Here is a 23,369-nt window from a genome sequence, read left to right as displayed (position 1 = left end):
TCAGAAGCCGACGAAGGTGATCGTGATCGTGCTGCCCTTGGGCCGCTCCGAGCCCGGCCGGGGGTTCTGCGCGCGGATCGTGAAGTTGCCGGCACCGAAGGCCTGGACCTTGAAGCCGGCGGCCTTGAGGACCCTCTCGGCGTACGCGCGGGTGTGGCCGACCATGTCAGGCACCAGGATCAGCTCGGGGCCCTTCGACACCGTCAACGTGATGGTGTTGCCCTTGAACTTCGTGCCGTCGTTGGGGTCCTGCGTCACGACGCTGCCCTTGGCGACGTCGTCGCTGAAGACCTCGCTGGCCTTGACCTTGAAGCCGGCGTCCTCGAGCCCGGCCTTGGCCTCGGCGAACGGCCGCCCGCGGTAGTCCTTGACCTCGATGGGTGTCTGGCCCTTGCTGACGCCGAGGACGACTGACGTGCCGCGCTTGAGGGGATCGGTGACCTTGTAGTTCGTCACCCCGATCACGCGGCCCTTGTCGACCTTCTCGCTGTAGAGGTTCTTGGTCCGGGCGACGTCGAGGTCGACCTTCTTGAGCGCTGCCGTGGCAGCGGTGACCGTCATGCCCCTGAGGTTCTTGGGGACGTAGACGCGGTCAGGGCCCTTGGACACGACCGCGTGGATCGTGCTGCCCGGCAGGATCTTGTCTCCCGGCCCGGGGTCCGTGGTCATCACAGTGCCCGCCGGTGCCGTTTCGGAGAACTTCTCGTCGGTGACCTTGAGCTTGAAGCCGGACTTCTCGGCGTTCTCCTTGGCGAGGACCACGGCATTGCCGACCAGGGTGGGCGTCGTGTCGTAGCGGCCGACGCTGAACCAGTAGCCGGCCGCGAACAGCACCAACGCCAGCAGGACCGTCAGGATCAGCAGGTTGCGTCCGCGGTGCGACGTCGGCTCCGCGGCGCGAGCCTTCTTGTAGTCCTCGGGCGACATGATCGGATGCAGCCCGGCCGGACGATCAGCGGTCTCGGGGAGCACGGGCGGGGAGTCGAGCCCCTCGCGCGTGGCCGGGTCGACAGGAGTGAGCGGGGCCAGCCCGTTCGACCACTGGACCGTGGCCTCGTTGACGTGCACGGCCTCAGTCGCCTCGGAGTCGGAGGCAGCCGAACGCGGTGTCGGTGGGACGGGCCGGGTCACAGAGACAGTGGCTTCGTCGTCGTGGGGGCGCACTCCGGGCAGCAGGTCGGCGACCAGGTCGGGATCCTCGGTCAGGCCGGCGTCGAGGGCACGTTGCACCGACCTGACCTGCTGCAGCATGACCCGCGCGTCGGTGGAGCGCTGGTCGCGGTCGCGTACGGTCGCGCGTGCCACGAGTGCGTCGACGTACGCCGGGATGCCCGGCTGGACGGCCGAGGGTGCCCCGATGTCCTCGTGCACGTGCTTGTAGGCCACCTGGATGGGGGACTCGCCGGCATGCGGCTTGAGCCCCGTGAGCATCTCGTAGAGCATCGCGCCGCAGGCGTAGATGTCGGAGCGGGCGTCGGCGCCGTCGTTGGTGACGATCTCCGGCGCGAGGTAGGAGACAGTGCCGATCAGCGTCCCGCCGGTCGCGGTCGTCGCGGCGCTGACGGCCCGGGCCAGGCCGAAGTCGGCGACCTTGACATCGCCATCGGGGGTGATGAGGACGTTCTCGGGCTTGACGTCGCGGTGGATGATCTTGGCCGCGTGGGCAGCCGACAACGCGACGAGCACCTGCTCGAGCAGCTCGAGCGCGCGGTAGGGCGGCATCGGCGCTTCCTCGCGCATGAGGTCGCGCAACGTGCGGCCGGGGACGTACTCCATGACGAGGTAGGTGACGTCGCCGTCGCGGCCCTGGTCGAAGACCGAGACCACGTTGCGGTGGTTGAGCTTGGCGGCCGACTTGGCCTCGCGGACGAAACGGTCGGTGAACTGCTGGTCGTCGCCGAGCCCGTGATGCATGACCTTGATCGCGACCTCGCGGTCGAGCCGGCGGTCGACAGCAAGGAACACGCTGGCCATGCCGCCGCGTGCAATGCGTTCGCCGATCAGGTAGCGGTCGTTGAGGACGCGTCCGACCAGGGCATCATCGCCCGTCACTGTCACGCCACCCTCCCTCGACATCTGGATCCCCCGACCCGTCCACTGATTCTAGAGACTCTTCCACATCAGGAACGTGACGGTGGGCGTGTCACGGTCGACTCGTGACGTTCGACACGACCGGATGGGGGACCATGAGACATGCGACGCGGTGGCTGGATCCTCCTGCTGTTCCTCGTCGGCGTCGCGCTGATCGTCGTCGGCGTGCGCGACAACACCGCCCACGACGACCCGTCGGCGACGCCGACGAGTCAGACGCAGGCCCCGCGATCCGGCCAAGACCTGCCGGAGGAGGCGCTCGAGACCATCGCGCTGATCCGGTCGGACGGGCCGTTTCCCTACAGCCGGGACGGCGTCGTGTTCATGAACCGCGAAGGGCTGCTGCCGCGGCACGAACGTGGCTACTGGCACGAGTACACCGTGCCGACACCCGGCGAGTCCGACCGAGGCGCCCGTCGGATCATCGCCGGGCGCGGCGGCGAGCTCTACTACACCGCCAATCACTATCGATCATTCGTACGCGTGAAGGAGCCACGATGACCGCGACGTTCGACTCGGTACTGACCGGCGCCGCGTCTCCCGGCGTCTACTTTTGGCGCGGCCGCCGCGACCGCGACCTGGTGGGCGAGGCGACGGCTGCCGGCTGGCAGGCGACGAGCCTCGACACCCGCTCTGCGACGTCGTTCGACGACTTCTACGACGCGGTGGCCATGGCCTGGAACCTCGCGGAGTGGTTCGGCCGCAACCTCGACGCCCTGTTCGACGTCCTCGCAGAGCTGGCCTCACAGCCGACCTTGATCGTCTGGGACGGGCTCCGCGAGCTGGCGGACGTCGACCCGGTGCAGGCCGGCGCCGTCGTCGAGGTCCTGCGGGATGCCACGGGACAGGCTTCGGCCCTCGTGGTGATCGTGCGCGACGAGCTGGAGGTCAGCGAGTTCGACGGGTTGCTGTGAGCGCGAGCGGGCCGATGATGTCGCGCGCGCCCGGACCCAGGCGGTCGATCGCCTCGTCCGCGGCAGCCTCGAGCCCCGCGATGTCCTCCTCGACGGCCGCGAGTGCGCCGGACGTACGGATGAGGTCGCGCACGGCGTCGACGCCCTCCGACGTGCCCAAGGAGGTGCGCAGCAGGCCGCGGCCGGTGTCGTCGGTCAGCTCGGCGGCCCGCGCGACGAGCACGGTGCGCTTGCCTTCGCGGAGGTCGTCGCCAGCGGGCTTGCCGGTCTGCTCCGGGTCGCCGAAGACCCCGAGCACGTCGTCGCGCAGCTGGAACGCCTCGCCGAGCGGGAGCGCGACGTCGGTCAGGGCGCTGATCAGGTCGGGGCCGGCGCCCGCGAGCGCGGCGCCGATGTGCAACGGGCGCTCGACGGTGTACTTGGCAGATTTGTAGCGCACGACCTTCATGGCCTCGGCGACCGAGAGGGACTCCCTGGTCTGCCCCGCCACGTCGAGGAACTGCCCGGCCACGACCTCGGTCTTGCAGCGGTCGAGATAGCCGAAGCCTGCGTCCGTGTGGGGCAGGCCGTTGCTCCGGAACAGCTCGTCGCACCAGGACAGCATCAGGTCGCCCAGCAGGACGGCGGCCGACGTGCCGAAACCGACCGCATCCCCGTGACGGGCCTCCTCGCGGTGCAGCGCCTCGAAGGCGCGGTGCACGCTGGGCCGGCCGCGGCGGGTGTCGGAGCCGTCCATCAGGTCGTCGTGGACGAGCGCACTGGCCTGCAACCACTCGAGCGCGGCCGCGGCCGTGACGATTCCCGGCTCGTCCCGTGCGCCGCCCGCGACGAGCCAGCCGGCGTAGCAGAACTGGGGGCGGAGCCGCTTGCCTCCGGCGACGAACTCGATCGCCGCGTCGGCGAGTCCTTCGAGGTCGGGGCCGAGGTCGGCGAGGAGCGTACGTTGTGCCGCGACGAAGGATTCGAGGGTGTGATCAATACGCGTCCGGAATTCGGGATCATCGGCACGTGGATTCACAGCTCGGACGATACCGTTGGACCATGCCTTCCCAAGACCAGTCCCTTGTCGACGCCATTCGGGGACCGTCGCCGAGCTACTCGTTCGAGTTCTTCCCGCCCAAGGACGACGAGGGCGAGGCCGTGCTGTGGCAGACCATCGCCGACCTCGAGTCGCTCGAGCCGACGTTCGTCTCCGTGACGTACGGCGCCGGCGGCACCAGCCAGGAGCGCACGGTCCGCATCACGGCGCGCATCGCCGAGCAGACGCGGATGCGTCCCGTCGGGCACCTGACGCTGGTCGCACAGACCCGCGGCGAGATCGAGTCGGTGCTCAAGCAGTACGCAGCGGCCGGCGTCGACAACGTCCTGGCCCTGCGTGGCGACCCCAAGGGCGGGCCCCGGGCGCCGTGGGAGCCGCACCCGGACGGCATGGAGCATGCGATCGACCTCGTCGAGCTGGCCACGGGCCTGGGTGGGTTCCGCATCGGCGTGGCGGCGTTCCCCGAGGGGCATCCCGACGCAGCGAGCCTCGACCACGACGCGCAGGTGCTGGTCGACAAGGCCGAGGCCGGCGCCGAGTACGCCATCACCCAGCTGTTCTTCCGCGCCTCGGACTACTTCGACCTCGTCGAGCGCGTACGTGCCAAGGGCTGCGACATCCCGATCGTCCCGGGCATCATGCCGATCCTCAACTTCGCCCAGGTCGCGCGCATGGCCGAGCTGTCGGGCGCCGAGCTGCCGCGGGAGGTGCTCGACGAGGTCGAGCCGATCCAGGACGACAAGCCGGCCGTACGCGCCAAGGGCATCGAGCTCGCGACCCGGCTGTGCCGCGACCTGCTCGACGGGGGAGCGCCGGGCCTGCACTTCATCACCCTCAACCGGTCCAAGGCGACGCGGGAGATCTTCGAGGCGCTGCGCGCAGACGGCTTGGTCTAGCCCGAGTCCCTAGCGCGGCGCGGGGCCGACGGCCTCGGCGATTGCCGCGGTCGCCATGCCGATGCCCTCGAGCGTCGCAGCGGGATGGGCGTGCGCACCCGCGAAGAAGAGTCCGCCCGTCGGCGCGACCCCGGGCACCTCGAGGGCGCTGGTCCACCGGCGCCACACCCAGCCCCAGTGCCCGAGTCCCACGAGATCGCTGGGGGTGAGGTCGATCTGCTCCTCGACGTACGGCCGAAGGTCGATCCCGAAGCGCACCAGGGCGCGCAGCGGGTCCTCGCCGCTGCGGTGCTCGATCGTCCAGAGGCCGTCGCCGCCCGACCACATCCGGATCGGCGGGTTGGCGTGGACGAACACCTCGTCCGGCATGGTCGGTGCATCCGGTGACAGGGCGATCAGGCTCCGGGACGCCGGGATGACCGGCATCAGCTCGACCGGCGGCAGGGGAGCGGGCCAGGCCGGTGCGCACCACACGACGATGTCGGCCGGCACCGTGCGACGTGAGGTCACGACGCCGCGAACCGTGCCCCCGTCCAGGACCAGCTCGTGGGCGGACTCGCCGAGCTCGATCGTGACGCCGCGCTCACCGAGCCTCGCCTCGAGCGTGGCGGCGAGAGCGGGCAGGCCACCGTCGAAGCGCCACCGCCCGAACGAGCGCTCGACGTAGTGACTGACGGCGACGAATCCCGGGATGGCCAGCCGGTCCTGCCCGGCCAGCCGGACGGGGTTGAGCACGAGCTTGCGGAGCCGGTCGTCGTCGAGGTCCTTGTTGGCCAGGGTCGCGAGGTTGCGACGCGGGCGCAAGGCCTTGTGGACCGTACGGTCGACCGCAGGCTTGCCCGTGAACACCTGGTCGAGCGCCATGCGGCGGATGACGTCCCACGGCTCGGCGAGGGTGTCGACCCACGGCGACCACTCGTCGGCGCCGAACGCCTCCAGGAGCGCCCCGTGCTGGTCGCCGCGGTTGCCGAGCGGGAAGTCGAGGACCGACTTGTCCTTGAAGACGTGTCGCCGGCCCTCGGTCTTGGTGAGGTCGAGGACACGCTCCAGCGGGCGGCCGGACTTGCGGAACAGGTCCCGGAACACGCCCGGCAGCGTCACGGTGTCGAGCTCGAGCTGCCACCTACGCCCGCCGACGGTCATGCCGTTGAGCCGCCCGCCGAGGCTCTGGCTGCTCTCGAGCAGCGTGACGTCGTGGCGTAGCTTGGCCAGACGGGCCGCCGCCGACATTCCGGCGAAGCCGCCACCCACGACCACGACGTTCGCCATGCGCGCAGACTACGCGGTGGCGCGCCGCCGTCTGCGCCATGCCTTGCGGATGACCCGCCACAGCAGGACCACCGCGATGGCACCGGCGATCAGCAGGGTCGCGGAGATGCCGAGCGCGAGCCAGGGATGCGACACGGCAAGGGCGACGACCGTGACGACGCTGACGTCCTCCGCCGTGCTCACGATGGTGTTGGTGAACGGCTCGGGGGACGTGTTGACGGCGAGGCGCAGGCCGGACTTGATGCCGTGTGAAGTGAGTGCCGTGCCGCCACCGAGCGCCGTGAGCAGGGCCTGGTCGAGGCCGCCGGAGTCGCCGCCGAACTGGTAGGCCACGAACGCACCGACTGTCGGGCGTACGACCGTCGACACGACGTCCCACAGCGAGTCGACCACCGGGACCTTGTCGACGAAGAACTCGATCCCGAACATCACGAGCGAGATCGCCAGCACATCGGTACGCCCCAAGGCGTCTGGAATGGCAGCAGTGTCGCTGAGCCGGTCGATGAGACCGAGCACGGCGACAGTCGCGTACGCATTGATGCCGCTGGCCCACCCGCTGGAGAACACGAGGGCCGTGAGGGACTCCATGGCGGGACGCTATCGGAAAGGCGGGTCTCCGCTGTGGCACAGTGTCCGTCATGGGTCCGGTCCGCACCGAGTTGATGTGGCAGTCCGTCGTGGATGCCGTCGACGCAGCGGGGGCCGGCGACGCGCTGGACGTCCTCGACCTCGGCGGTGGCACCGGCAGTGACGCCGTACGCCTTGCCGCGCTGGGGCACCGCGTCACGGTCGTCGACCCGAGCCCCGACGCGCTGGCCTCGCTGAACCGTCGCGGCGTCGAGGCGGGCCTCGCCGAAGGCGTCAACGCCGTCCTGGGTGACGCTGCCGATCTGCCCGACCATGTCGCTCCCGGCTCGTTCGACCTCGTCATCTGCCATGACGTCCTCGAGCACGTCGACGACCCCGGCCAGGCGCTCGCGACGATCGCCACGGTCCTGCGCCCGAGCGGGCACGTCAGCGTCGTCGTCGCAGGCCGCAACGCCGCCGTCGCAGCTCGGGCTCTGGCCGGTGACTTCGTGACGGCGCAGTCGCTCGTCGGCCGCTCGTCGAGTGCCTGGGACGTTCGCACGATGGGGCCCCGCCGGTTCGTCGTGGCCGAGCTCGAGGCGCTGCTGACCGCCCACGGATTCCTGCCGGTGGCGACGACGGGCGTCCGCGTCTTCGCCGACCTCGTGCCCAGTGCGATCGTCGACACCGAGCCGGGAGCACGCGACGCGTTGTACGCGCTGGAGCGACTCCTGAGCACTTCTGCGGACTTCACATCGCTTTCGGCTGGTCTGCACACGATCGCACGCCTAGACTCGTCAGTAGCAACACCCGATCCAGGAGGCAAAAGTGCCGCTCTCTGATGAAGAGGCCCGGCTGCTCCATCAGCTCGAGCAGTCATTGGCCGCAGAAGACCCCGACTTCGCGTCCACCCTCCGTGGCTCGAAGTTCATGGCGCACAACCGTCGCGTCGCGATTCTGGCCGTCCTCGGATTCCTCGGCGGCCTGGTGCTGCTGTTCGCCGGCGCCGTGTCGGCCATGACGTGGCTCGGGGTCGTCGGCTTCGTCGCGATGCTCGGCACCGCCTACCTGTTCATGAACGCCTGGAAGCGGGGGATCGGCCGCAGCAACGACGAGCCGGCCGGCAGCTCGCGCAAGCCCCCCAAGCCCACCGGAACCTTCGTGGATCGCATGGAAGAGCGTTGGCAGCGTCGCCGGGACGGCGACGAGCGCTAAGACGCCCCACTTCCCTCCACTTTCACCATGACCGCCCCTTCGGGGGCGGTTTTTCTTTGCCCTGACGGCATTTTCGCCTTCCCCCAAACCGTGGAGTGGCGATCCAGAAAACCCTCGAAATGTGCCCATATGGGATCCGAAGTGGGGGATCGTGGGGTATGGTGGAGCGAAATGGAGGAACTGGTCGGCGGCGAGGAGGAGAGAGGTGAACCCGGATGTCGCAAACTTCTTCGGCACCTACACCCCTCGTCTCGACGACAAGGGCCGGCTCTTCCTCCCGGCCAAGTTCCGCCCGCGGCTCGAGCACGGCATCGTCCTCACCCGCGGCCAGGAGAACTGCATCTACGGATGGACGACCGAGGCGTTCAACGCCTTCACCGACCGGGTCCGGGACACGCCGTTCACGAACCAGGCGGCCCGAAACTTCACCCGCATGTTCTTCTCCGGCGCCTCCTCGGAAGTGCCCGACAAGCAGGGCCGGATCTCGGTCCCGCCGGTGCTGCGCGAATGGGCCCACCTCGACCGCGAGTGCACGGTCGTCGGGGCGATGGACCGCATCGAGATCTGGGACTCGGGCCGCTGGACCGAGTTCTCGACTGCACAGGAAGGTCCGTTCGCGGACATGTCAGAGGAAGTGATGCCCGGCATCTTCTGACGGTCGCGTGGCGAGATCTGCGCCCGCGTGGTTCTGACATCACTTCCCCGGTGTCAGACCCAGCGGACGCAGATCTGGCCACACGACATCAGCCGGGCAGAGCGACAAGGAGAGGACGAAGTGGCATGAGGATCGACCAGGGCACGAGGCGCGTACGGCACGAGGTTGCCGACGGCGTACGGCTCATGGCCTTTTCCCTCGGTGCTTCCGTCGCACTGGCCGCGCTCGTCGCGATCCTGCTGGGGTCGCTATGACTGAGGCGAGCCACGTTCCCGTACTCCTCGAGCGCGTTCTCGACCTCCTCGAACCGTCAGTTGCCGTCGACCGGCCAGTGGTCGTCGACGCGACGCTGGGTCTGGGCGGGCACACCGAGGCGATGCTCAACCGTTTCGCCGACCTCCACGTGATCGGCATCGACCGCGACCCCGAGGCGCTCGCACGGGCCAAGACCCGGCTCGCCGCGTTCGGCGACCGGGTGACCTTCGCGCACGCGGTCTACGACGAGATCGCCGAGGTCGTCGCCGAGGCCGGCTTCCGCACCGTCTCCGGCGTCCTGTTCGACCTCGGGGTGTCGTCGATGCAGCTCGACCTCGCCGACCGCGGCTTCGCGTACGCCCAGGACGCGCCCCTCGACATGCGGATGAACCCTGAGGACGAGCTGACCGCGGCCGACATCCTCAACACGTACACGTCGCGGGACCTCGCCAAGGTGCTGCGGGAGTACGGCGAGGAGAAGTTCGCCAAGCGCATCGCCGACGCCGTGGTCGCCGAGCGGGCCCGCGAGCCGTTCACCGACAGCGCCCGGCTGGTCGACCTCATTCGTACGTCCATCCCGGCCGCCGCCCGTCGCACGGGTGGCAACCCGGCCAAGCGGACCTTCCAGGCCCTGCGCATCGAGGTCAACGACGAGCTCGGCGTCTACCGCCGGGCCCTGCCGGCCTCGCTCGAGATCCTGGCGCCGGGTGGGCGGGTCGTCGTGCTGGCCTACCACTCGCTCGAGGACCGCATCACCAAGCGCGCGTTCACCGAGGTCACCACGACCGACGTGCCGCGCGACCTGCCGTTCGTGCCTGAGGGGCACGAGGCGCGCTTCCGCCTGGTCACCCGGGGTGCCGAGATGGCAACCGAGGCCGAGATCGACGAGAACTCCCGCGCGCGGTCCGTTCGCCTGCGCGTCGTCGAGCGGATCGCCGCATGAGCCAACTCGCGTCCGCAGCGGCGTCGTTCCAGAGGATCGCGGCCAACCCCCGTGGGGTGCCGCAGAGCGCCAAGGCGGCCGGTCTTCGCCTGGTCCGGCCCGTGCGCAGCCGGGCCCGCAAGGCGCCGTTCGTCGCGGTGGTGCTCACGGTGCTCTCGGTCGGCCTCGTCGGGCTGATCGTCATGAGCACGGTGCTGCAGGCGCAGTCGTTCGAGTCGCAGAGGCTCGACCGCCAGGCTGCCGAGCTCGAGACCCAGCAGCAGCTGCTGTCCCGTGAGGTCGACCGGCTGCAGAGCCCGGCCAACGTCGCACGGCGCGCCATCGCGTACGGCATGGTGCCCAACACCAACCCCGCGTTCCTGCGGCTGTCGGACGGCAAGGTCCTCGGCAAGCCCGAGGCGGCCAAGCCCGGCAACACCAACATCCGGAGCGTGACGCCATGAGCGTGAGCAAGACCGTGTCCCGCCGGCGCCTGCGCGTGTGCCTGGCGATGATGGTCGGAGTGTTCGGCGTCTTCGGTGCGCGCCTGTTCCAGATCCAGGGGCTCGACGCGAGTGCGTACGCCGCCAAGGCGGTCGAGGCCGGCACCAAGACGAGCACCGTCCCCGCTCCACGCGGCGCGATCCTCGACCGCAACGGTGCGCAGCTGGCGACGAGTGTCGACGGGATGACCCTCACGGCGGACCCGTCGATGACCTCCGCGTACGCCCCGCAGATCGCCCGCATCCTGCGCGAGAAGCTCGGCAGCCGCATCGACTACTTCGACACGATCGACAAGCTGCGCACGCCCAAGTCCAAGTTCGTCTACCTCGCCCGCGACGTCCCGGCCTGGACCGCCAAGAAGGCGCTCACGGCGATCGCCAAGGCCAACATGACCGGGGTGTTCAGCGAGAAGGAGACCCTCCGGACGTACCCCGGCGGCAAGCTCGCGGCCAACCTCCTCGGCTACGTCAACGGGTCGGGCAAGGGTGTCGCCGGCATCGAGCAGGAGTACGACAAGACCCTGACCGGCACCGACGGCACGAGCACGTACGAGGTCGACCCCAACACCGGTGCGCGCATCCCGATGGCCGACAGCACCGTGACCAAGATGGTGCCCGGGCGGGACGTGAAGACGACGATCGACCGGGACCTCCAGTGGTACGCCGACCAGCGGCTCGCCGACGCGGTGCGCGAGTCGAGCTCCGACTGGGGCCTCGCGATCACGATGGACACCAAGACGTGCCAGATCGTCCAGATGTCCCAGGCGCCGACGTTCAACGCGGACGACCGCACGGGGATGACCGACTCCAACACCGTGTCGCGTGGGGTGCAGAACGTCTACGAGCCCGGCAGCGTCATGAAGACCGTCACGATGGCTGCGCTGGCCGACCAGGGCAAGATCGCGTCGGACACGCCGATCGTCGTGCCGTCGGGCATGGACATCGACAACTTCCACATCGGCGACTACTGGGAGCACGGTGTCCTCCACCTGACCGCAGCCGGTGTCATCGCGAAGTCCTCCAACCTGGGCACCATCGTCGCGTCGCAGCAGATGAGCAACTCGGTGATGTACAACTACTTCCGCAAGTTCGGCTTCGGCCAGAAGTCGGGCGTCAACCTGCCCGGTGAGTCCGACGGCATCCTCAAGAACGGCAAGGACTGGACCAAGGCCAACCACGCGACGATCGCGTTCGGCCAGGGCGTGTCCGTGACCGCGCTGCAGATGGTGCGCGCCGTCGGTGCGATCGCCAACGCCGGCAAGATGTGCGAGCCCTCGGTCGTCAGCTCCACCACCGGCGCCGACGGCAAGCAGGCCAAGGTCGCCGCCAAGCCCAGCAAGCGCGTCGTGTCCAAGGACGCCGCAGCGACCGTCACCCGCATGATGGAAGCCGTGACGGCACCTGATGGCACGGCCCCCGCTGCCGCGATCAAGGGCTACCGCGTCGCCGGCAAGACCGGCACGGCATGGCGGGTCGATCCGGCGACGGGTCGCTACATCCGCGGCCAGAACACGGTGTCGTTCATGGGCTTCGCTCCCGCGGACAACCCCCGGTTCCTGACCTACATCGTGCTCGACAAGCCCTACAGCAACGCCGGCGGAGGCTCGACCGCGGCGCCGGTCTTCCACGACATCATGTCGATGGCGCTGGAGCGCTTCGGAGTCGCACCGACGGGTTCGAAGAGCCCGAAGGTTGCCCAGACTTGGTAGACGGCACGCGCTCGTTCCTCGCGCTCGCTTCGTGACTCGCTGGCGCTCGCCACGGGCCGCCTGTCGGGCTTCGCCCGACCTTAATCTCACGTGATCGCTGGGCTGGTTCGGACACGTGGCCGGGACGTGGCCAGCGCGAGTCGGTGATGTTCAGTAGATAGGTTGGGGTTGTGACTGAGGAGATGCGCGTACGGCCGCGGGAGACGCCCCGATGGACACTCACCGAGCTGGCCGCCGAGCTCGACGCCGTCGCCACCTCCGAGGCGATCGTCACGGGCATCTCGCTCAACACCAAGCACCTCGAGCAAGGTGACCTCTACGCCGCCCTGCAGGGCGCCAACTCGCACGGCGCCGCATTCGCCGGGGTCGCGCGCGACCTGGGTGCCAGCGCGGTGCTCACCGACTCCGAAGGGTCGGCGATCGTCGACGGGCTGCCGATGATCGTGGTCGACGATCCCCGCCGCGTGCTGGCCAAGCTCAGCAGCACGTTCTACGAGAACCCCAGCGATGCCTTCACGACGGTCGGCATCACCGGCACGCAGGGCAAGACGACCACGACCTACCTCGCCGAGGCCGCGCTGGGCGATCGTACGTCCGCGGTCGTCGGCACGATCGGCACCCGCATCGGCCGGGTCGCGGCGGCGTCGACACTGACCACTCCCGAGGCGCCGCAGCTGCAGGCCCTGTTCGCGGTCATGCGCGAGGAGCAGGTCGAGCTGTGCGCGATGGAGGTGTCGAGCCACGCACTGGTGCAGGGCCGGGTCGACGGATTCACGTTCGACATCGGCGTCTTCCTCAACCTGGGGCGCGATCATCTCGACTTCCACAAGGACCTCGAGGACTACTTCCTCGCCAAGGCCGCGCTCTTCACTCCCGACCACGCCCGCCACGCCGTCATCAACATCGACGACCCTCACGGCCGGCGGCTGCGCGAGCTGACGCCGCTGCCCGTCACCACGTTCTCGACCGACGGCAACGCTGCCGACTGGCGCGCCGTCAACATCCGGCCGCACCGTCTCGGCACCGACCTCGAGGTCCTCGGACCAGGTGAGATCGCGATCGACCTGTCGGTCCCGCTTCCCGGTGTCTTCAACGTCTCCAACGCGCTGTCGGTCATCGCGGCACTGGCGCAGGCCGGCTACGACCCCAAGGAGCTCGCCGAGGGCATCGCCGCCAGCACCGGGGTGCCGGGACGCATGGAGCGCGTCGAGGTCGGGCAGCCGTTCACCGCGATCGTCGACTACGCCCACAAGCCCGACGCCGTCACGGCCGTATTGACAGCCCTGCGCCCGGTGACCGCCGGCCGGCTGATCATCGTGCTGGGCGCCGGCGGGGACCGCGACCACGGCAAGCGGCCGCTCATGGGAGAGGCGGCGGCCCGGCACGCGGACGTCGTCATCGTGACGGACGACAATCCGCGTACGGAGAAGGCAGGCTCGATCCGTGCGTCGGTGCTCGAGGGTGCCGCCGCTGGGCCCGGCGTCGCCGTCGAGGTTCCGGGACGGCGGGAGGCGATCGCCCACGCGGTCCAGATAGCGCATCTCGGTGACACCGTCGTCATCGCAGGCAAGGGCCACGAGCACGGCCAGGAGATCAACGGCGTCGTCCACCCGTTCGACGACCGCGAGGTCCTGGTGGAGCTGATCGGGGAGCAGCCGTGATCCCCCTGACGCTGGGCCAGATCGCCGAGATCACCGGCGGCCGGGTCCACGGCGACGCCGGGATCGTCGTCGACGCGCCGCCGACCCTCGACTCCCGCGCGGCCGAGCCCGGCGGGCTGTTCGTGGCGATCGCCGGTGAGCACGCGGACGGGCACGAGTTCGCCGCGCAAGCAGTCGGCGTCGGCGCCGCTGCCGTGCTGGGGTCACGGGAGGTGGATGCGCCGGCCGTCATCGTCGACGACGTCGTCGCGGCGCTCGGCAGACTGGCCCGGCACGTCATCGACGAGCTCGAGGACGTCACGGTCGTGGCCATCACGGGCTCGTCCGGCAAGACCAGCGCCAAGGACCTGCTGGCCCAGCTCCTCGAGCCCGACGGCATGACCGTCGCCACCGCCGGCAACTTCAACAACGAGCTCGGCGTCCCGCTGACGGTCCTCCGCGCGGACGAGCTGACCCGCTTCCTCGTCGTCGAGATGGGTGCACGCGCGCTCGGCAACATCACCGAGCTGTGCGAGATCGTGCCGCCGGACGTCGGAGTCGTGCTCAACGTCGGCCACGCCCACATCGGCGAGTTCGGGTCGGCCGAGGTCATCGCGCAGACCAAGGGCGAGCTCGCCGAGGCGGTCACGAGCGACGGTGTCGTCGTGCTCAACGCCGATGACGCACTGGTCGCTCCGATGGCGGCACGAACCGACGCCGCAGTCGTGACGTTCGGCGAGTCCGGCGACGTACGTGTCGGCGACCTCGAGACGGACTCCGCGGGCTGCCCCCGCTTCACGCTGACGTACGACGGCAGGACGGCACAGGCGTACGTACCACTGATCGGCGAGTACCACGCCTGGAACGCCGCAGCCGCCACGGCAGCGGCGATCGTGCTGGGTGTCGACCTCTCGACGGCCATCGCGCGACTCGCCACCGTCGGCACTCGCTCACCGATGCGGATGGAGCGCCACGAACGTCCCGACGGCGTCGTCGTGGTCAACGACGCCTACAACGCCAACCCGGAGTCCATGGCGGCCGCCCTGCGTGCGATCGCCGCGGTCGCCGGCGGGCACGCCGTCGCGGTGCTCGGAGAGATGCTCGAGCTCGGCGCCGGCAGCCACGAGTCGCACGTCGAGGTCGGCAGACTCGCCGCAGAGCTCGGCTTCACCCGGGTCGTCGTGGTGGGAGAGGGAGCTCGCGGCATCGCGGAAGGGGCAGGAGAGATCGCCACCTTCGCCGAGGACGTCGATGTGGCCGTTCGCACACTGTCCGCGAGCCTGTCGGGTCGTGAGGTGGTTCTTGTGAAAGCATCGAGGGGCGGCCGCCTGGAGAGGGTCGCGAACGCCCTTCTGCAGGGCTGACGGCATACTCGTCCGAGCATGCCCACTCGCCCGGGGAAAGGACCAGCCACCCGATGAAGGCCATCCTGATCGCAGGAGCACTGTCCCTCCTGGGGACACTCATCGGCACCCGCTTCGCGATCTCGGTCCTGGTCAAGAAGGGTTACGGCCAGCTCATCCGCGACGACGGTCCCACGTCGCACCACACCAAGCGCGGCACGCCGACGATGGGCGGCCTGGTCGTCATTGCCTCGGTGGTCGTCGCCTACTTCGTCGCCAAGCTCGCGACCCAGACCGAGCCCAGCGCGTCTGCGCTGCTGCTGTTGTTCCTGTTCACAGGCCTCGGTGCGATCGGCTTCCTCGACGACTTCATCAAGGTCTTCAAGCAACGCAACCTCGGCCTCCGCAGCAAGGCGAAGTTCATCGGCCAGGTCGTCGTGGGCCTGATCTTTGCGTGGCTCGCGATCGGCATGGAGGACGACACCGGTCAGACGCCGATCACCCACTTCATCTCGTTCACGCGCGACTTCAACGGTCCCGAGCTGCCGACGGCCCTGCTCGTGATCTGGGTGCTCCTGATGATCGCGGGCACCAGCAACGGCGTGAACCTCACCGATGGTCTCGACGGTCTTGCCACGGGCGCCTCGGTGATGGTGTTCGGCGCGTTCGTCATCATCAACATCTGGCAGAGCAACCAGAACTGCTCGGCGATCACCGCCGGTGCCAAGTGCTACGAGGTGCGTGACCCCCTCGACCTCGCGGTGGTGGCGTCTGCCCTGACGGGTGCCTGTTTCGGCTTCCTGTGGTGGAACGCCTCGCCGGCCAAGATCTTCATGGGTGACACCGGCTCGCTGTCGCTGGGCGGCGCGATGGCCGGCTTCGCCCTCATGACCCGCACCGAGCTGCTGCTGGTCGTCATCGGCGGCCTGTTCGTCGCCATCACCGCGTCGGTGATCCTGCAGGTCGGGTTCTTCAAGCTCAGCGGCGGCAGGCGCATCTTCCGCATGGCGCCCCTCCAGCACCACTTCGAGCTGCTGGGCTGGGCCGAGATCACGATCGTGGTCCGGTTCTGGATCATCAGCGGCCTGTGCGTCGCGGCCGGGCTGGGCATCTTCTACGCCGAGTGGGTCACCGGAGCATGACCGTTGAGACTCTCGGCCGGGAGTCGTCGTGGGAGGGCGTACACGCCGTCGTCGGTGGGCTCGGCGTGAGCGGCTTCGCCGCGGCCGACACCCTGCAGCACCTCGGCGCCAGCGTCATCGCCCTGGACGACGGCGACGACGACGGCCTGCGCGAGAAGGCGACACTCCTGGAGATCCTCGGCGTCGACGTACGCCTCGGTCCCGGCTCGACCGCGAGCCTGCCTGACGGCATCGACCTCGTCGTCACGTCGCCGGGCTGGGGCCCGAGCACGCCATTGCTCCTCGAGGCGGCCGGTCGTGGCGTGCCCGTATGGGGCGAGGTCGAGCTCGCCTGGCGCCTCCGCGGCGAGGGTGCCGCACCGTGGCTCGCGGTGACCGGCACCAACGGCAAGACCACCACGGTGCAGATGCTCGAGGCGATCCTGCGTGCCGAGGGCCTCAACGCGCTGGCGGTCGGCAACGTCGGGACGCCGGTGCTCGAGGCCGTGATGAACCCCGAGCCGTTCGACGTGCTGGCTGTCGAGCTCTCGAGCTATCAGCTGCACTGGAGCTCCTCGATCTCCGCGCAGGCGAGCGCGGTGCTCAACGTCGCCCCCGATCACCTCGACTGGCACGGGGGCCTCGATGCGTACACCGCCGACAAGGGGCGGATCTACCACAACACGCAGCTGGCGTGCGTCTACAACGTGCAGGACCCCGAGACCGAGCGGCTGGTCGAGGAGGCCGACGTCATCGAGGGCTGCCGGGCGATCGGTTTCACGCTCGGCATCCCGGCACCGGGCATGATCGGCCTGGTCGACGACGCGATCGCCGACCGGGCCTTCATCGCCGGGCGACTCTCGAGTGCCGCCGAGCTCGGCACGATCCACGACCTGGCGCCGGTCGAGGGCGAGACGCCGGCTCCCCACAACGTCGCCAACGCGCTCGCCGCCGCGGCGCTCGCGCGGGCCCACGGTGTCACGCCCAGGGCCGTGCGTGACGGCCTGCGATCGTTCAGGCCCGACGCCCACCGCATCGCCGAGGTGGCCCGCACCGACGGGGTCAGGTGGGTCGACGACTCCAAGGCCACCAACACCCACGCGGCGCAGGCGTCGCTGCAGAGCTTCGAGCACGTGGTGTGGGTGGCCGGGGGACTGGCCAAGGGCGCGAGCTTCGACGACCTCGTGATCGCGACCCGGGACCGCCTGCGAGCAGCGGTTCTGATCGGTCGCGACCGTGATCTCATCGCCCAGGCGCTGGCGCGACACGCGCCTGATGTGCCCGTCGTCGAGGTCGACACCGGGGAGACTGATCCCATGGATCGCGTCGTCGAGGTCGCGGCATCGCTCGCCCGTGAGGGCGACACCGTGCTGCTGGCTCCTGGCGCCGCGTCCATGGACCAGTTTCGCAACTACGGCGCGCGGGGCGACAGCTTCGCCGCGGCGGTGCAGCGGTTGCGCGACAAGTCCTGAACCTTCCTTCCCCGAGGCAGAGGACCACGACATGACGCGGAGCAGTGGCACATGACTGCGACTGCTGAGCGCCGATCGCCCGCGATCGTCGAGGCTGCGCGTCGTACGCTCGAGCGCCCGCTCGCCTCCTACCAGCTCGTCCTCGGATCCACGGCACTGCTGCTCGGGCTCGGCCTGATCATGGTGCTGAGCGCCAGCTCGGTCTACGCGCTGCGCAACTACGGCAACTCGTTCGCGATCGTCGAGCGCCAGCTGATCTTCGCCGTGCTTGGCGTCATCGGTGCGGTCATCGCCGCCCGCGTCCCGCTGACCTTCCTGCGCAAGCTGATCCTGCCGTTCCTGCTGAGCACGGTCGCCCTGATCGCCGCGACGTTCGTCATCGGCGTCGACGTCAACGGCAACCGCAACTGGCTCGCGCTGCCGGGCGGCTTCCAGCTGCAGCCCTCGGAGTTCGCCAAGCTTGCGCTCGTCCTCTGGATCGCCGACCTCTATGCGCGCCGGCAGAAGTACCTCAGCACCCCGCGCTACGTCCTGACGCCGATGGTGCCGATCGCCGGTGCCGTCGCGGCCCTCGTCGTCGGACAGCACGACCTCGGCACCGCGCTCGTGCTGTTCGCCCTGATCGGCGGGATGCTCTGGGTGGCAGGCCTCCCTGCCAAGCAGATGAGCGCGGTCGTGGCCGGCATCGTCGTGATCCTCGTGTTCTTCGTCGCCACCGCGCCGCACCGCGTGGCGCGCCTGTTCAACTTCACCGACCCGCAGTCCGACCCGGACAGCGCCGGGTTCCAGGCGATCCACGGCATGATGGCGCTCGCCCGAGGCGGGTTCTGGGGTGTCGGGCTCGGTGGCAGCCGGCAGAAGTGGGGATCCCTGCCCGAGGCGCACACCGACTTCATTCTCGCGGTCATCGGTGAGGAGCTCGGGCTCCTCGGCACCTTCGTCGTGCTGACTCTGCTGCTGGTGCTCGCGTTCGCCGGCATCCGCATCGCGAGCCGCACCAAGGACCCGTTCGTCCGCTACACCGCTGCGGGCATCACGATCTGGATCATGTCCCAGGCCGTCATCAACATCGGCATGGTGCTGGGGCTGCTCCCGGTGATCGGGATCCCGCTCCCACTGATCTCCTACGGTGGGTCGAGCCTGCTGGTGACCCTGGTCGCCATGGGCGTTCTGCTTAACTGTGCCAAGACCGAACCCGGAGCCCGGCGAGCCCTCGCCGCAGGCCGTGCCAGCCGTGCACGGGGCCGCGTCTCAAAGAGGAGCTGAACAGTGCGTGCGTTGCTTGCCGGCGGAGGGACCGCCGGTCATACGTCGCCGCTGCTGGCCACCGCTGCGGTCCTGAGCGAGGCCGGCGTCGACATCACCTGTCTCGGGACCCCACGTGGCCTCGAGGTGACCCTGATCCCGCAGGCGGGCTATCCGCTCGAGCTCGTGCCGCCGGTCCCGCTGCCCCGCAAGCCCGGCAAGGCGATGGTCCAGGTCCCCGGCAAGCTGCGTGCTGCGGTCAAGGCGACCGGCGAGGTCATCGACCGCGTACGCCCTGATGTCATCGTCGGGTTCGGCGGCTACGTGTCGGTCCCGGCCTATCTCATCGCCCGCAGACGGCACATCCCGCTGGTCGTGCACGAGGGCAACGCGATCCCCGGCATCGCCAACAAGATGGGTGCGCGGTTCACCGAGCACGTCGCGACGAGCTTCCCCGACACGGACCTGCCGCACGCCCGCTACATCGGCCTGCCGATCCGCCGCGAGATCTCCAGCCTCGACCGAGCCGCCGTACGTGCTGAGGGTCGGGCCCACTTCGGTCTCGACCTCGAACGCCCGACGCTGCTGGTCACCGGTGGCTCGCAGGGCGCCCGGCGCATCAACCAGACGATCTCGGCGGCAGCCCGCGACCTCGCCGATGCCGGCGTCCAGGTGCTGCACGCCGCGGGACGCCCCGACGAGGTGACGGTCGACCCGCGGCCGGGCGACCCGCCGTACGTCGTGCTGCCGTTCATTGACCGCATGGACCTCGCCTACGCCGCGGCTGACCTGATCGTCTGCCGGGCCGGCGCCAACACCGTGACCGAGGTCGCCGCCGTCGGACTGCCGGCCGCATTCGTGCCACTGCCGATCGGCAACGGCGAGCAGGCCCACAACGCGCACCCCGTCGTGCAGGCCGGGGGTGCGCTGTTGATCGACGACGCCGCGCTGACCCCGGCATGGATCGACAACGTCGTGATCCCGCTGGTCTCGCACCCCGGTCGGCTGGCCGCGATGTCGGCTGCAGCGTCCGGCATCGTGCCGCGCGATGCCGACGAGAAGCTCGCCGCGATGGTCCAGACGGCGGCACAGCCGTGAGGATCCCCGTACCCGACACGATCCCCGCAGCCCAGGATCTTGGTGCGGTCCACTTCATCGGGGTCGGCGGCGCCGGGCTCTCCGCTATCGCCCGCCTGATGGCTCAGCAGGGCATCCGGGTCAGCGGCAGCGACGCCAACGAGTCCGCGGTGGTCGACGCGCTGCGCTCCGAGGGCATCGAGTGCTTCGTCGGTCACGACGCCGCGCACCTCGAGGGGGTCGACACCGTCATCGCCTCGACCGCCGTACGCGAGGACAACCCCGAGATCGTCGAGGCGCAGCGCCGCGGACTCCGCCTGTGGCCGAGGTCTGCCGGCATGCGCTCGCTGATGGAGGGCCGCCGTACAGTCGCCGTCGCCGGCACGCACGGCAAGACGACCACGACGGGCATGCTGACCTGTGCGTTGATCGCCGCCGGCGCGGAGCCGACGTTCGCGATCGGCGCCGAGGTCGCGAGTCTCGGTGCCAACGCGCGACTCGGCCGCAGCGACCTGTTCGTCGCGGAGGCCGACGAGAGCGACGGCGCCTTCCTGCACTACTCGCCCGAGGGTGCGATCGTCACCAACGTCGACGCCGACCACCTCGACAACTACGGCACGGTCGAGGCCTACGCCGCGGCGTTCGACGAGTTCGTCGCATCCGTCGGCGGGTTCCTGGTCCTCAACGCCGACGATCCGGGTGCGCGAGCTCTCGTCGTCCCTGCCCGACAGCGCGGACTCGAGGTCTTGCTGGCCGGGTTTGCCGACGATGCCGACCTGCGCGGCCGCGACCTCGTCGTCGAGGGCTCGTCGTCGACGTTCGCGGCGTCCCTGCACGGTGTCGACCTGGGTCCCGTACGCCTTGCCGTGCCCGGCGCGCACTACGCCCAGGACGCGTTGCTGGCTCTCGGCGCCGGGTTGCTGCTCGGCCAGAACGTCGACCTGCTCGCGGCCGGCCTGACGGCATACACCGGCGCCAGCCGACGCATGCAGCTCCTGGGCACAGCCGGTGGAGTGCGGGTCTACGACTCCTATGCGCACCACCCGACCGAGATCCGCGCCGATCTCGCCGCGGCCCGCTCGATCGCGGCCGGCGACCGGCTCGTGGTCGCCTATCAACCGCACCTCGTGAGCCGCACGCGCCTGTACGGCGCGGAGATGGGGGAGGCGCTGTCGAACGCCGACCGGGTGTTCGTCGCCGACATCTACCTCGCCCGCGAGGACCCCGACCCCGCTGTCACGTCGGCGCTGATCGTCGACGCGATCCGCGGCACCGAGTCGTCGCTTGCCGGGCCGGTTCAAGGACTTGCGGACCTCGTCGTGCCGGAGCTGCGGCCCGGTGACCTGTTCCTGACGCTCGGCGCCGGTGACATCACCACCGTCGGCCCCGCCGTCCTGTCGGCACTGGGCGCATGACGGAGCTGGACGACAGGTTCGCGGAGCGAGCGGCGTACGAACGGCGGCGACGGCTGCGGCGAGTGGTCGTGGCGGTGCTGGCGCTGATCGTCGTCGGCGCGCTGGTGTGGATCGTGATGTTCTCGAGCGTCCTGGCGGTTCGCCGGGTGGCGGTCGACGGCGAGACCACGTTGCGCGAGTCGCAGGTGCGGCAGGTTGCGGACGTCCGCATCGGGCAGCCCTTGGCGCGCGTCGACCTCTCCGCCATCGAGGCGCGGGTCGCGTCGATGGAGCGCATCCAGAGCGTCACCGTCTCGCGGTCGTGGTTCCACGCGGTGCGCATCACGGTGGTCGAGCGGACGCCGGTCGCCTGGCTGACCGACGCCGGGGTGATCCGCGGGCTCGACCGGTACGGGATCGACTTCCGTACGTACGACAAGGCGCCCACGGGACTGCTCAAGGCCGAGGTCACGGCGACGGATCCCCGGCGTCGGCAGCAGACCCTCGAGGCGGTTGCCGCGGTCGTGCAGCTGATCGAGGACGACGACCGCGCGTTGCGCAAGCAGGTGCAGGCGGTCAGCGCCGCGACCAAGGACTCGATCGAGCTCAACCTGACCAAGGGCCGCACGGTCCTGTGGGGGAGCAGGGGCGACGCGAGCCACAAGCTGACCGTGCTGCGCGCCCTCCTGCGGATCGACGCGAAGCGCTACGACGTCAGCGCGCCGGATCAACCCACGACGACGGGCTAGAACCCGGCGTGTCGTCCCGGCGTGCTGGGTCGGCGCGCGTACCGTTTCACATGAGTCACAGGTTGACATAACTATAAACCTCCACCTCAGGGTTAGAGTTCTTCGAATCCCCGGAAGGGACACACGATGGCGGTACAGAACTACCTCGCCGTGATCAAGGTCGTCGGCATCGGCGGTGGCGGCGTCAACGCCGTCAACCGCATGATCGAGGTGGGGCTCAAGGGAGTCGAGTTCATCGCGATCAACACCGACGCCCAGGCACTGCTGATGAGCGACGCGGACGTCAAGCTCGACGTGGGCCGCGACTCGACGCGCGGGCTCGGCGCCGGCGCCAACCCCGAGATCGGCAAGCGCGCTGCAGAAGACCACGCCGAGGAGATCGAGGCAGCCATCAAGGGCGCCGACATGGTCTTCGTCACCGCCGGCGAAGGCGGCGGCACCGGCACGGGCGGCGCCCCGGTCGTGGCCCGCATCGCCCGCTCGCTCGGCGCGCTGACGATCGGTGTCGTCACCCGGCCGTTCAAGTTCGAGGGTCGCAACCGCTCGGGCCAGGCCGATGCCGGCATCCAGGCGCTGCGCGACGAGGTCGACACCCTGATCGTCATCCCCAACGACCGGCTGCTGTCGATCAGCGATCCCAACGTGAGCCTGCTCGACTCGTTCCGCCAGGCCGACCAGGTCCTGCACCAGGGCGTCTCGGGCATCACCGACCTCATCACGACGCCGGGCCTGATCAACCTCGACTTCGCCGACGTCAAGTCGGTCATGTCAGACGCCGGCTCGGCCCTGATGGGCATCGGCTCGGCCCGCGGTGAGCACCGTGCCGCGGTCGCCGCCGAGAGCGCGGTGTCCAGTCCGCTGCTCGAAGCCTCGATCGAAGGCGCGCGTGGCGTGCTGCTGTCGATCGCCGGAGGTTCAGACCTCGGCCTGTTCGAGATCAACGAGGCCGCCGGCCTGGTGGCCGACGCCGTGCACCCCGACGCCAACATCATCTTCGGCGCCGTGATCGACGACGCCCTCGGTGACGAGGTGCGGGTCACGGTCATCGCCGCCGGCTTCGACGGTGGCGAGCCGATGCTGCGCGATGCGACCAAGCCGGCACTGCTCAAGGAGACCAAGCCCGAGCCGGCCGACGTCACGGCACCGCCGACCGCGCAGAGCTTCCTCGACCCCGATCCCTACCTCGACGGACCCAAGGTCCCTGAGGACGGCGCCGGCAACGTGACGGTCCCGCCGGACCCGGTCCCCACCGACTACGGCGACGACCTCGACGTGCCCGACTTCCTTCGCTGA

Annotated in this window: 23 protein-coding genes; 19 read left to right on the top strand and 4 right to left on the bottom strand. The window is 69.7% G+C overall.

Features of this window, described 5'->3' with window-relative positions:
- The gene (pknB, locus tag BOSE46_RS13440; protein WP_236551750.1) at positions 1-2,058 is read right to left on the bottom strand and encodes a Stk1 family PASTA domain-containing Ser/Thr kinase; all 2,058 of its coding nucleotides are present in this window, start codon (positions 2,056-2,058) and stop codon (positions 1-3) included.
- A gap of 135 nt (positions 2,059-2,193) precedes the next feature.
- On the opposite strand from pknB, the gene BOSE46_RS13435 reads away from it, so the two are divergent.
- Positions 2,194-2,592, top strand: coding sequence for a ribonuclease domain-containing protein (locus BOSE46_RS13435; protein ID WP_159540718.1), 399 nt, complete (start codon positions 2,194-2,196; stop codon positions 2,590-2,592).
- On the top strand, positions 2,589-3,005 hold the full coding sequence (locus BOSE46_RS13430) for a barstar family protein (protein WP_159540717.1): 417 nt from the start codon (positions 2,589-2,591) through the stop codon (positions 3,003-3,005). Before BOSE46_RS13435 ends, BOSE46_RS13430 begins: the two co-directional genes overlap by 4 nt.
- On the opposite strand, the gene BOSE46_RS13425 is transcribed toward BOSE46_RS13430, so the two are convergent.
- A complete protein-coding gene (locus tag BOSE46_RS13425) occupies positions 2,980-4,023 on the bottom strand; it encodes a polyprenyl synthetase family protein (protein WP_159540716.1) in 1,044 nt (347 codons plus the stop codon). The two genes, BOSE46_RS13430 and BOSE46_RS13425, sit on opposite strands and share 26 nt — an antisense overlap.
- Before the next feature lie 23 nt (positions 4,024-4,046).
- Here BOSE46_RS13425 and metF point away from each other — a divergent pair, with 23 nt between their 5' ends.
- Positions 4,047-4,940: a methylenetetrahydrofolate reductase [NAD(P)H] gene (gene metF / locus BOSE46_RS13420; RefSeq protein WP_159540715.1), complete on the top strand. Its 894-nt coding sequence runs from the start codon at positions 4,047-4,049 to the stop codon at positions 4,938-4,940.
- 9 nt (positions 4,941-4,949) lie between these two features.
- Here the strand turns inward: metF and BOSE46_RS13415 are convergent, their stop codons facing one another.
- Together BOSE46_RS13415 and BOSE46_RS13410 are read right to left on the bottom strand one after the other, a co-directional pair.
- On the bottom strand, positions 4,950-6,209 hold the full coding sequence (locus BOSE46_RS13415; protein WP_159540714.1) for an NAD(P)/FAD-dependent oxidoreductase: 1,260 nt from the start codon (positions 6,207-6,209) through the stop codon (positions 4,950-4,952).
- Between the two features lie 9 nt (positions 6,210-6,218).
- Positions 6,219-6,797, bottom strand: coding sequence for a DUF4126 domain-containing protein (locus tag BOSE46_RS13410; protein ID WP_159540713.1), 579 nt, complete (start codon positions 6,795-6,797; stop codon positions 6,219-6,221).
- A 50-nt stretch (positions 6,798-6,847) separates the two neighbouring features.
- On the opposite strand from BOSE46_RS13410, the gene BOSE46_RS13405 reads away from it, so the two are divergent.
- From BOSE46_RS13405 to ftsZ, 16 genes are all read left to right on the top strand, one after another.
- The gene (locus BOSE46_RS13405; RefSeq protein WP_159540712.1) at positions 6,848-7,618 is read left to right on the top strand and encodes a bifunctional 2-polyprenyl-6-hydroxyphenol methylase/3-demethylubiquinol 3-O-methyltransferase UbiG; all 771 of its coding nucleotides are present in this window, start codon (positions 6,848-6,850) and stop codon (positions 7,616-7,618) included.
- Positions 7,605-7,991 carry a DUF3040 domain-containing protein gene (locus BOSE46_RS13400; protein WP_159540711.1) on the top strand — a complete coding sequence of 129 codons (387 nt, stop codon included), beginning with the start codon at positions 7,605-7,607 and terminating at the stop codon, positions 7,989-7,991. Before BOSE46_RS13405 ends, BOSE46_RS13400 begins: the two co-directional genes overlap by 14 nt.
- Before the next feature lie 205 nt (positions 7,992-8,196).
- On the top strand, positions 8,197-8,646 hold the full coding sequence (gene mraZ, locus BOSE46_RS13395) for a division/cell wall cluster transcriptional repressor MraZ (RefSeq protein WP_159540710.1): 450 nt from the start codon (positions 8,197-8,199) through the stop codon (positions 8,644-8,646).
- A gap of 125 nt (positions 8,647-8,771) precedes the next feature.
- Complete coding sequence (locus BOSE46_RS21575; RefSeq protein ID WP_256366724.1) at positions 8,772-8,900, top strand: hypothetical protein; 129 nt, start codon at positions 8,772-8,774, stop codon at positions 8,898-8,900.
- Entirely contained in the window at positions 8,897-9,844 is a 948-nt protein-coding gene (gene rsmH, locus BOSE46_RS13390; protein ID WP_159540709.1) for a 16S rRNA (cytosine(1402)-N(4))-methyltransferase RsmH, read from the top strand. Before BOSE46_RS21575 ends, rsmH begins: the two co-directional genes overlap by 4 nt.
- Positions 9,841-10,287 (top strand): hypothetical protein, encoded by a 447-nt coding sequence (locus BOSE46_RS13385; RefSeq protein WP_159540708.1) that lies wholly within the window; start codon positions 9,841-9,843, stop codon positions 10,285-10,287. The genes rsmH and BOSE46_RS13385 overlap by 4 nt, the downstream gene beginning before the upstream one ends.
- The gene (locus BOSE46_RS13380) at positions 10,284-12,035 is read left to right on the top strand and encodes a penicillin-binding protein 2 (protein WP_159540707.1); all 1,752 of its coding nucleotides are present in this window, start codon (positions 10,284-10,286) and stop codon (positions 12,033-12,035) included. The genes BOSE46_RS13385 and BOSE46_RS13380 overlap by 4 nt, the downstream gene beginning before the upstream one ends.
- Positions 12,036-12,217: 182 nt before the next feature.
- A complete protein-coding gene (locus tag BOSE46_RS13375) occupies positions 12,218-13,696 on the top strand; it encodes a UDP-N-acetylmuramoyl-L-alanyl-D-glutamate--2,6-diaminopimelate ligase (RefSeq protein WP_159542763.1) in 1,479 nt (492 codons plus the stop codon).
- Positions 13,693-15,039, top strand: coding sequence for a UDP-N-acetylmuramoyl-tripeptide--D-alanyl-D-alanine ligase (gene murF / locus BOSE46_RS13370; protein WP_159540706.1), 1,347 nt, complete (start codon positions 13,693-13,695; stop codon positions 15,037-15,039). Before BOSE46_RS13375 ends, murF begins: the two co-directional genes overlap by 4 nt.
- Before the next feature lie 53 nt (positions 15,040-15,092).
- On the top strand, positions 15,093-16,160 hold the full coding sequence (gene mraY, locus BOSE46_RS13365; protein ID WP_159540705.1) for a phospho-N-acetylmuramoyl-pentapeptide-transferase: 1,068 nt from the start codon (positions 15,093-15,095) through the stop codon (positions 16,158-16,160).
- Positions 16,157-17,611, top strand: coding sequence for a UDP-N-acetylmuramoyl-L-alanine--D-glutamate ligase (murD, locus tag BOSE46_RS13360; RefSeq protein WP_159540704.1), 1,455 nt, complete (start codon positions 16,157-16,159; stop codon positions 17,609-17,611). The genes mraY and murD overlap by 4 nt, the downstream gene beginning before the upstream one ends.
- Positions 17,612-17,662: 51 nt before the next feature.
- Entirely contained in the window at positions 17,663-18,877 is a 1,215-nt protein-coding gene (ftsW, locus tag BOSE46_RS13355) for a putative lipid II flippase FtsW (protein WP_159540703.1), read from the top strand.
- A 3-nt stretch (positions 18,878-18,880) separates the two neighbouring features.
- Positions 18,881-19,954, top strand: coding sequence for an undecaprenyldiphospho-muramoylpentapeptide beta-N-acetylglucosaminyltransferase (gene murG, locus BOSE46_RS13350; RefSeq protein ID WP_159540702.1), 1,074 nt, complete (start codon positions 18,881-18,883; stop codon positions 19,952-19,954).
- Positions 19,951-21,348, top strand: a complete 1,398-nt coding sequence (gene murC, locus BOSE46_RS13345; protein ID WP_159540701.1) for a UDP-N-acetylmuramate--L-alanine ligase — start codon at positions 19,951-19,953, stop codon at positions 21,346-21,348. The genes murG and murC overlap by 4 nt, the downstream gene beginning before the upstream one ends.
- Positions 21,345-22,076, top strand: coding sequence for a cell division protein FtsQ/DivIB (locus BOSE46_RS13340; protein ID WP_159540700.1), 732 nt, complete (start codon positions 21,345-21,347; stop codon positions 22,074-22,076). Before murC ends, BOSE46_RS13340 begins: the two co-directional genes overlap by 4 nt.
- 126 nt (positions 22,077-22,202) lie before the next feature.
- A complete protein-coding gene (gene ftsZ / locus BOSE46_RS13335) occupies positions 22,203-23,369 on the top strand; it encodes a cell division protein FtsZ (protein WP_159540699.1) in 1,167 nt (388 codons plus the stop codon).

The organism is Aeromicrobium sp. 9AM (genome assembly GCF_902506105.1).
Taxonomy (GTDB): Bacteria; Actinomycetota; Actinomycetes; order Propionibacteriales; family Nocardioidaceae; genus Aeromicrobium.
This window is presented reverse-complemented; position numbering and strand designations above follow the sequence as displayed.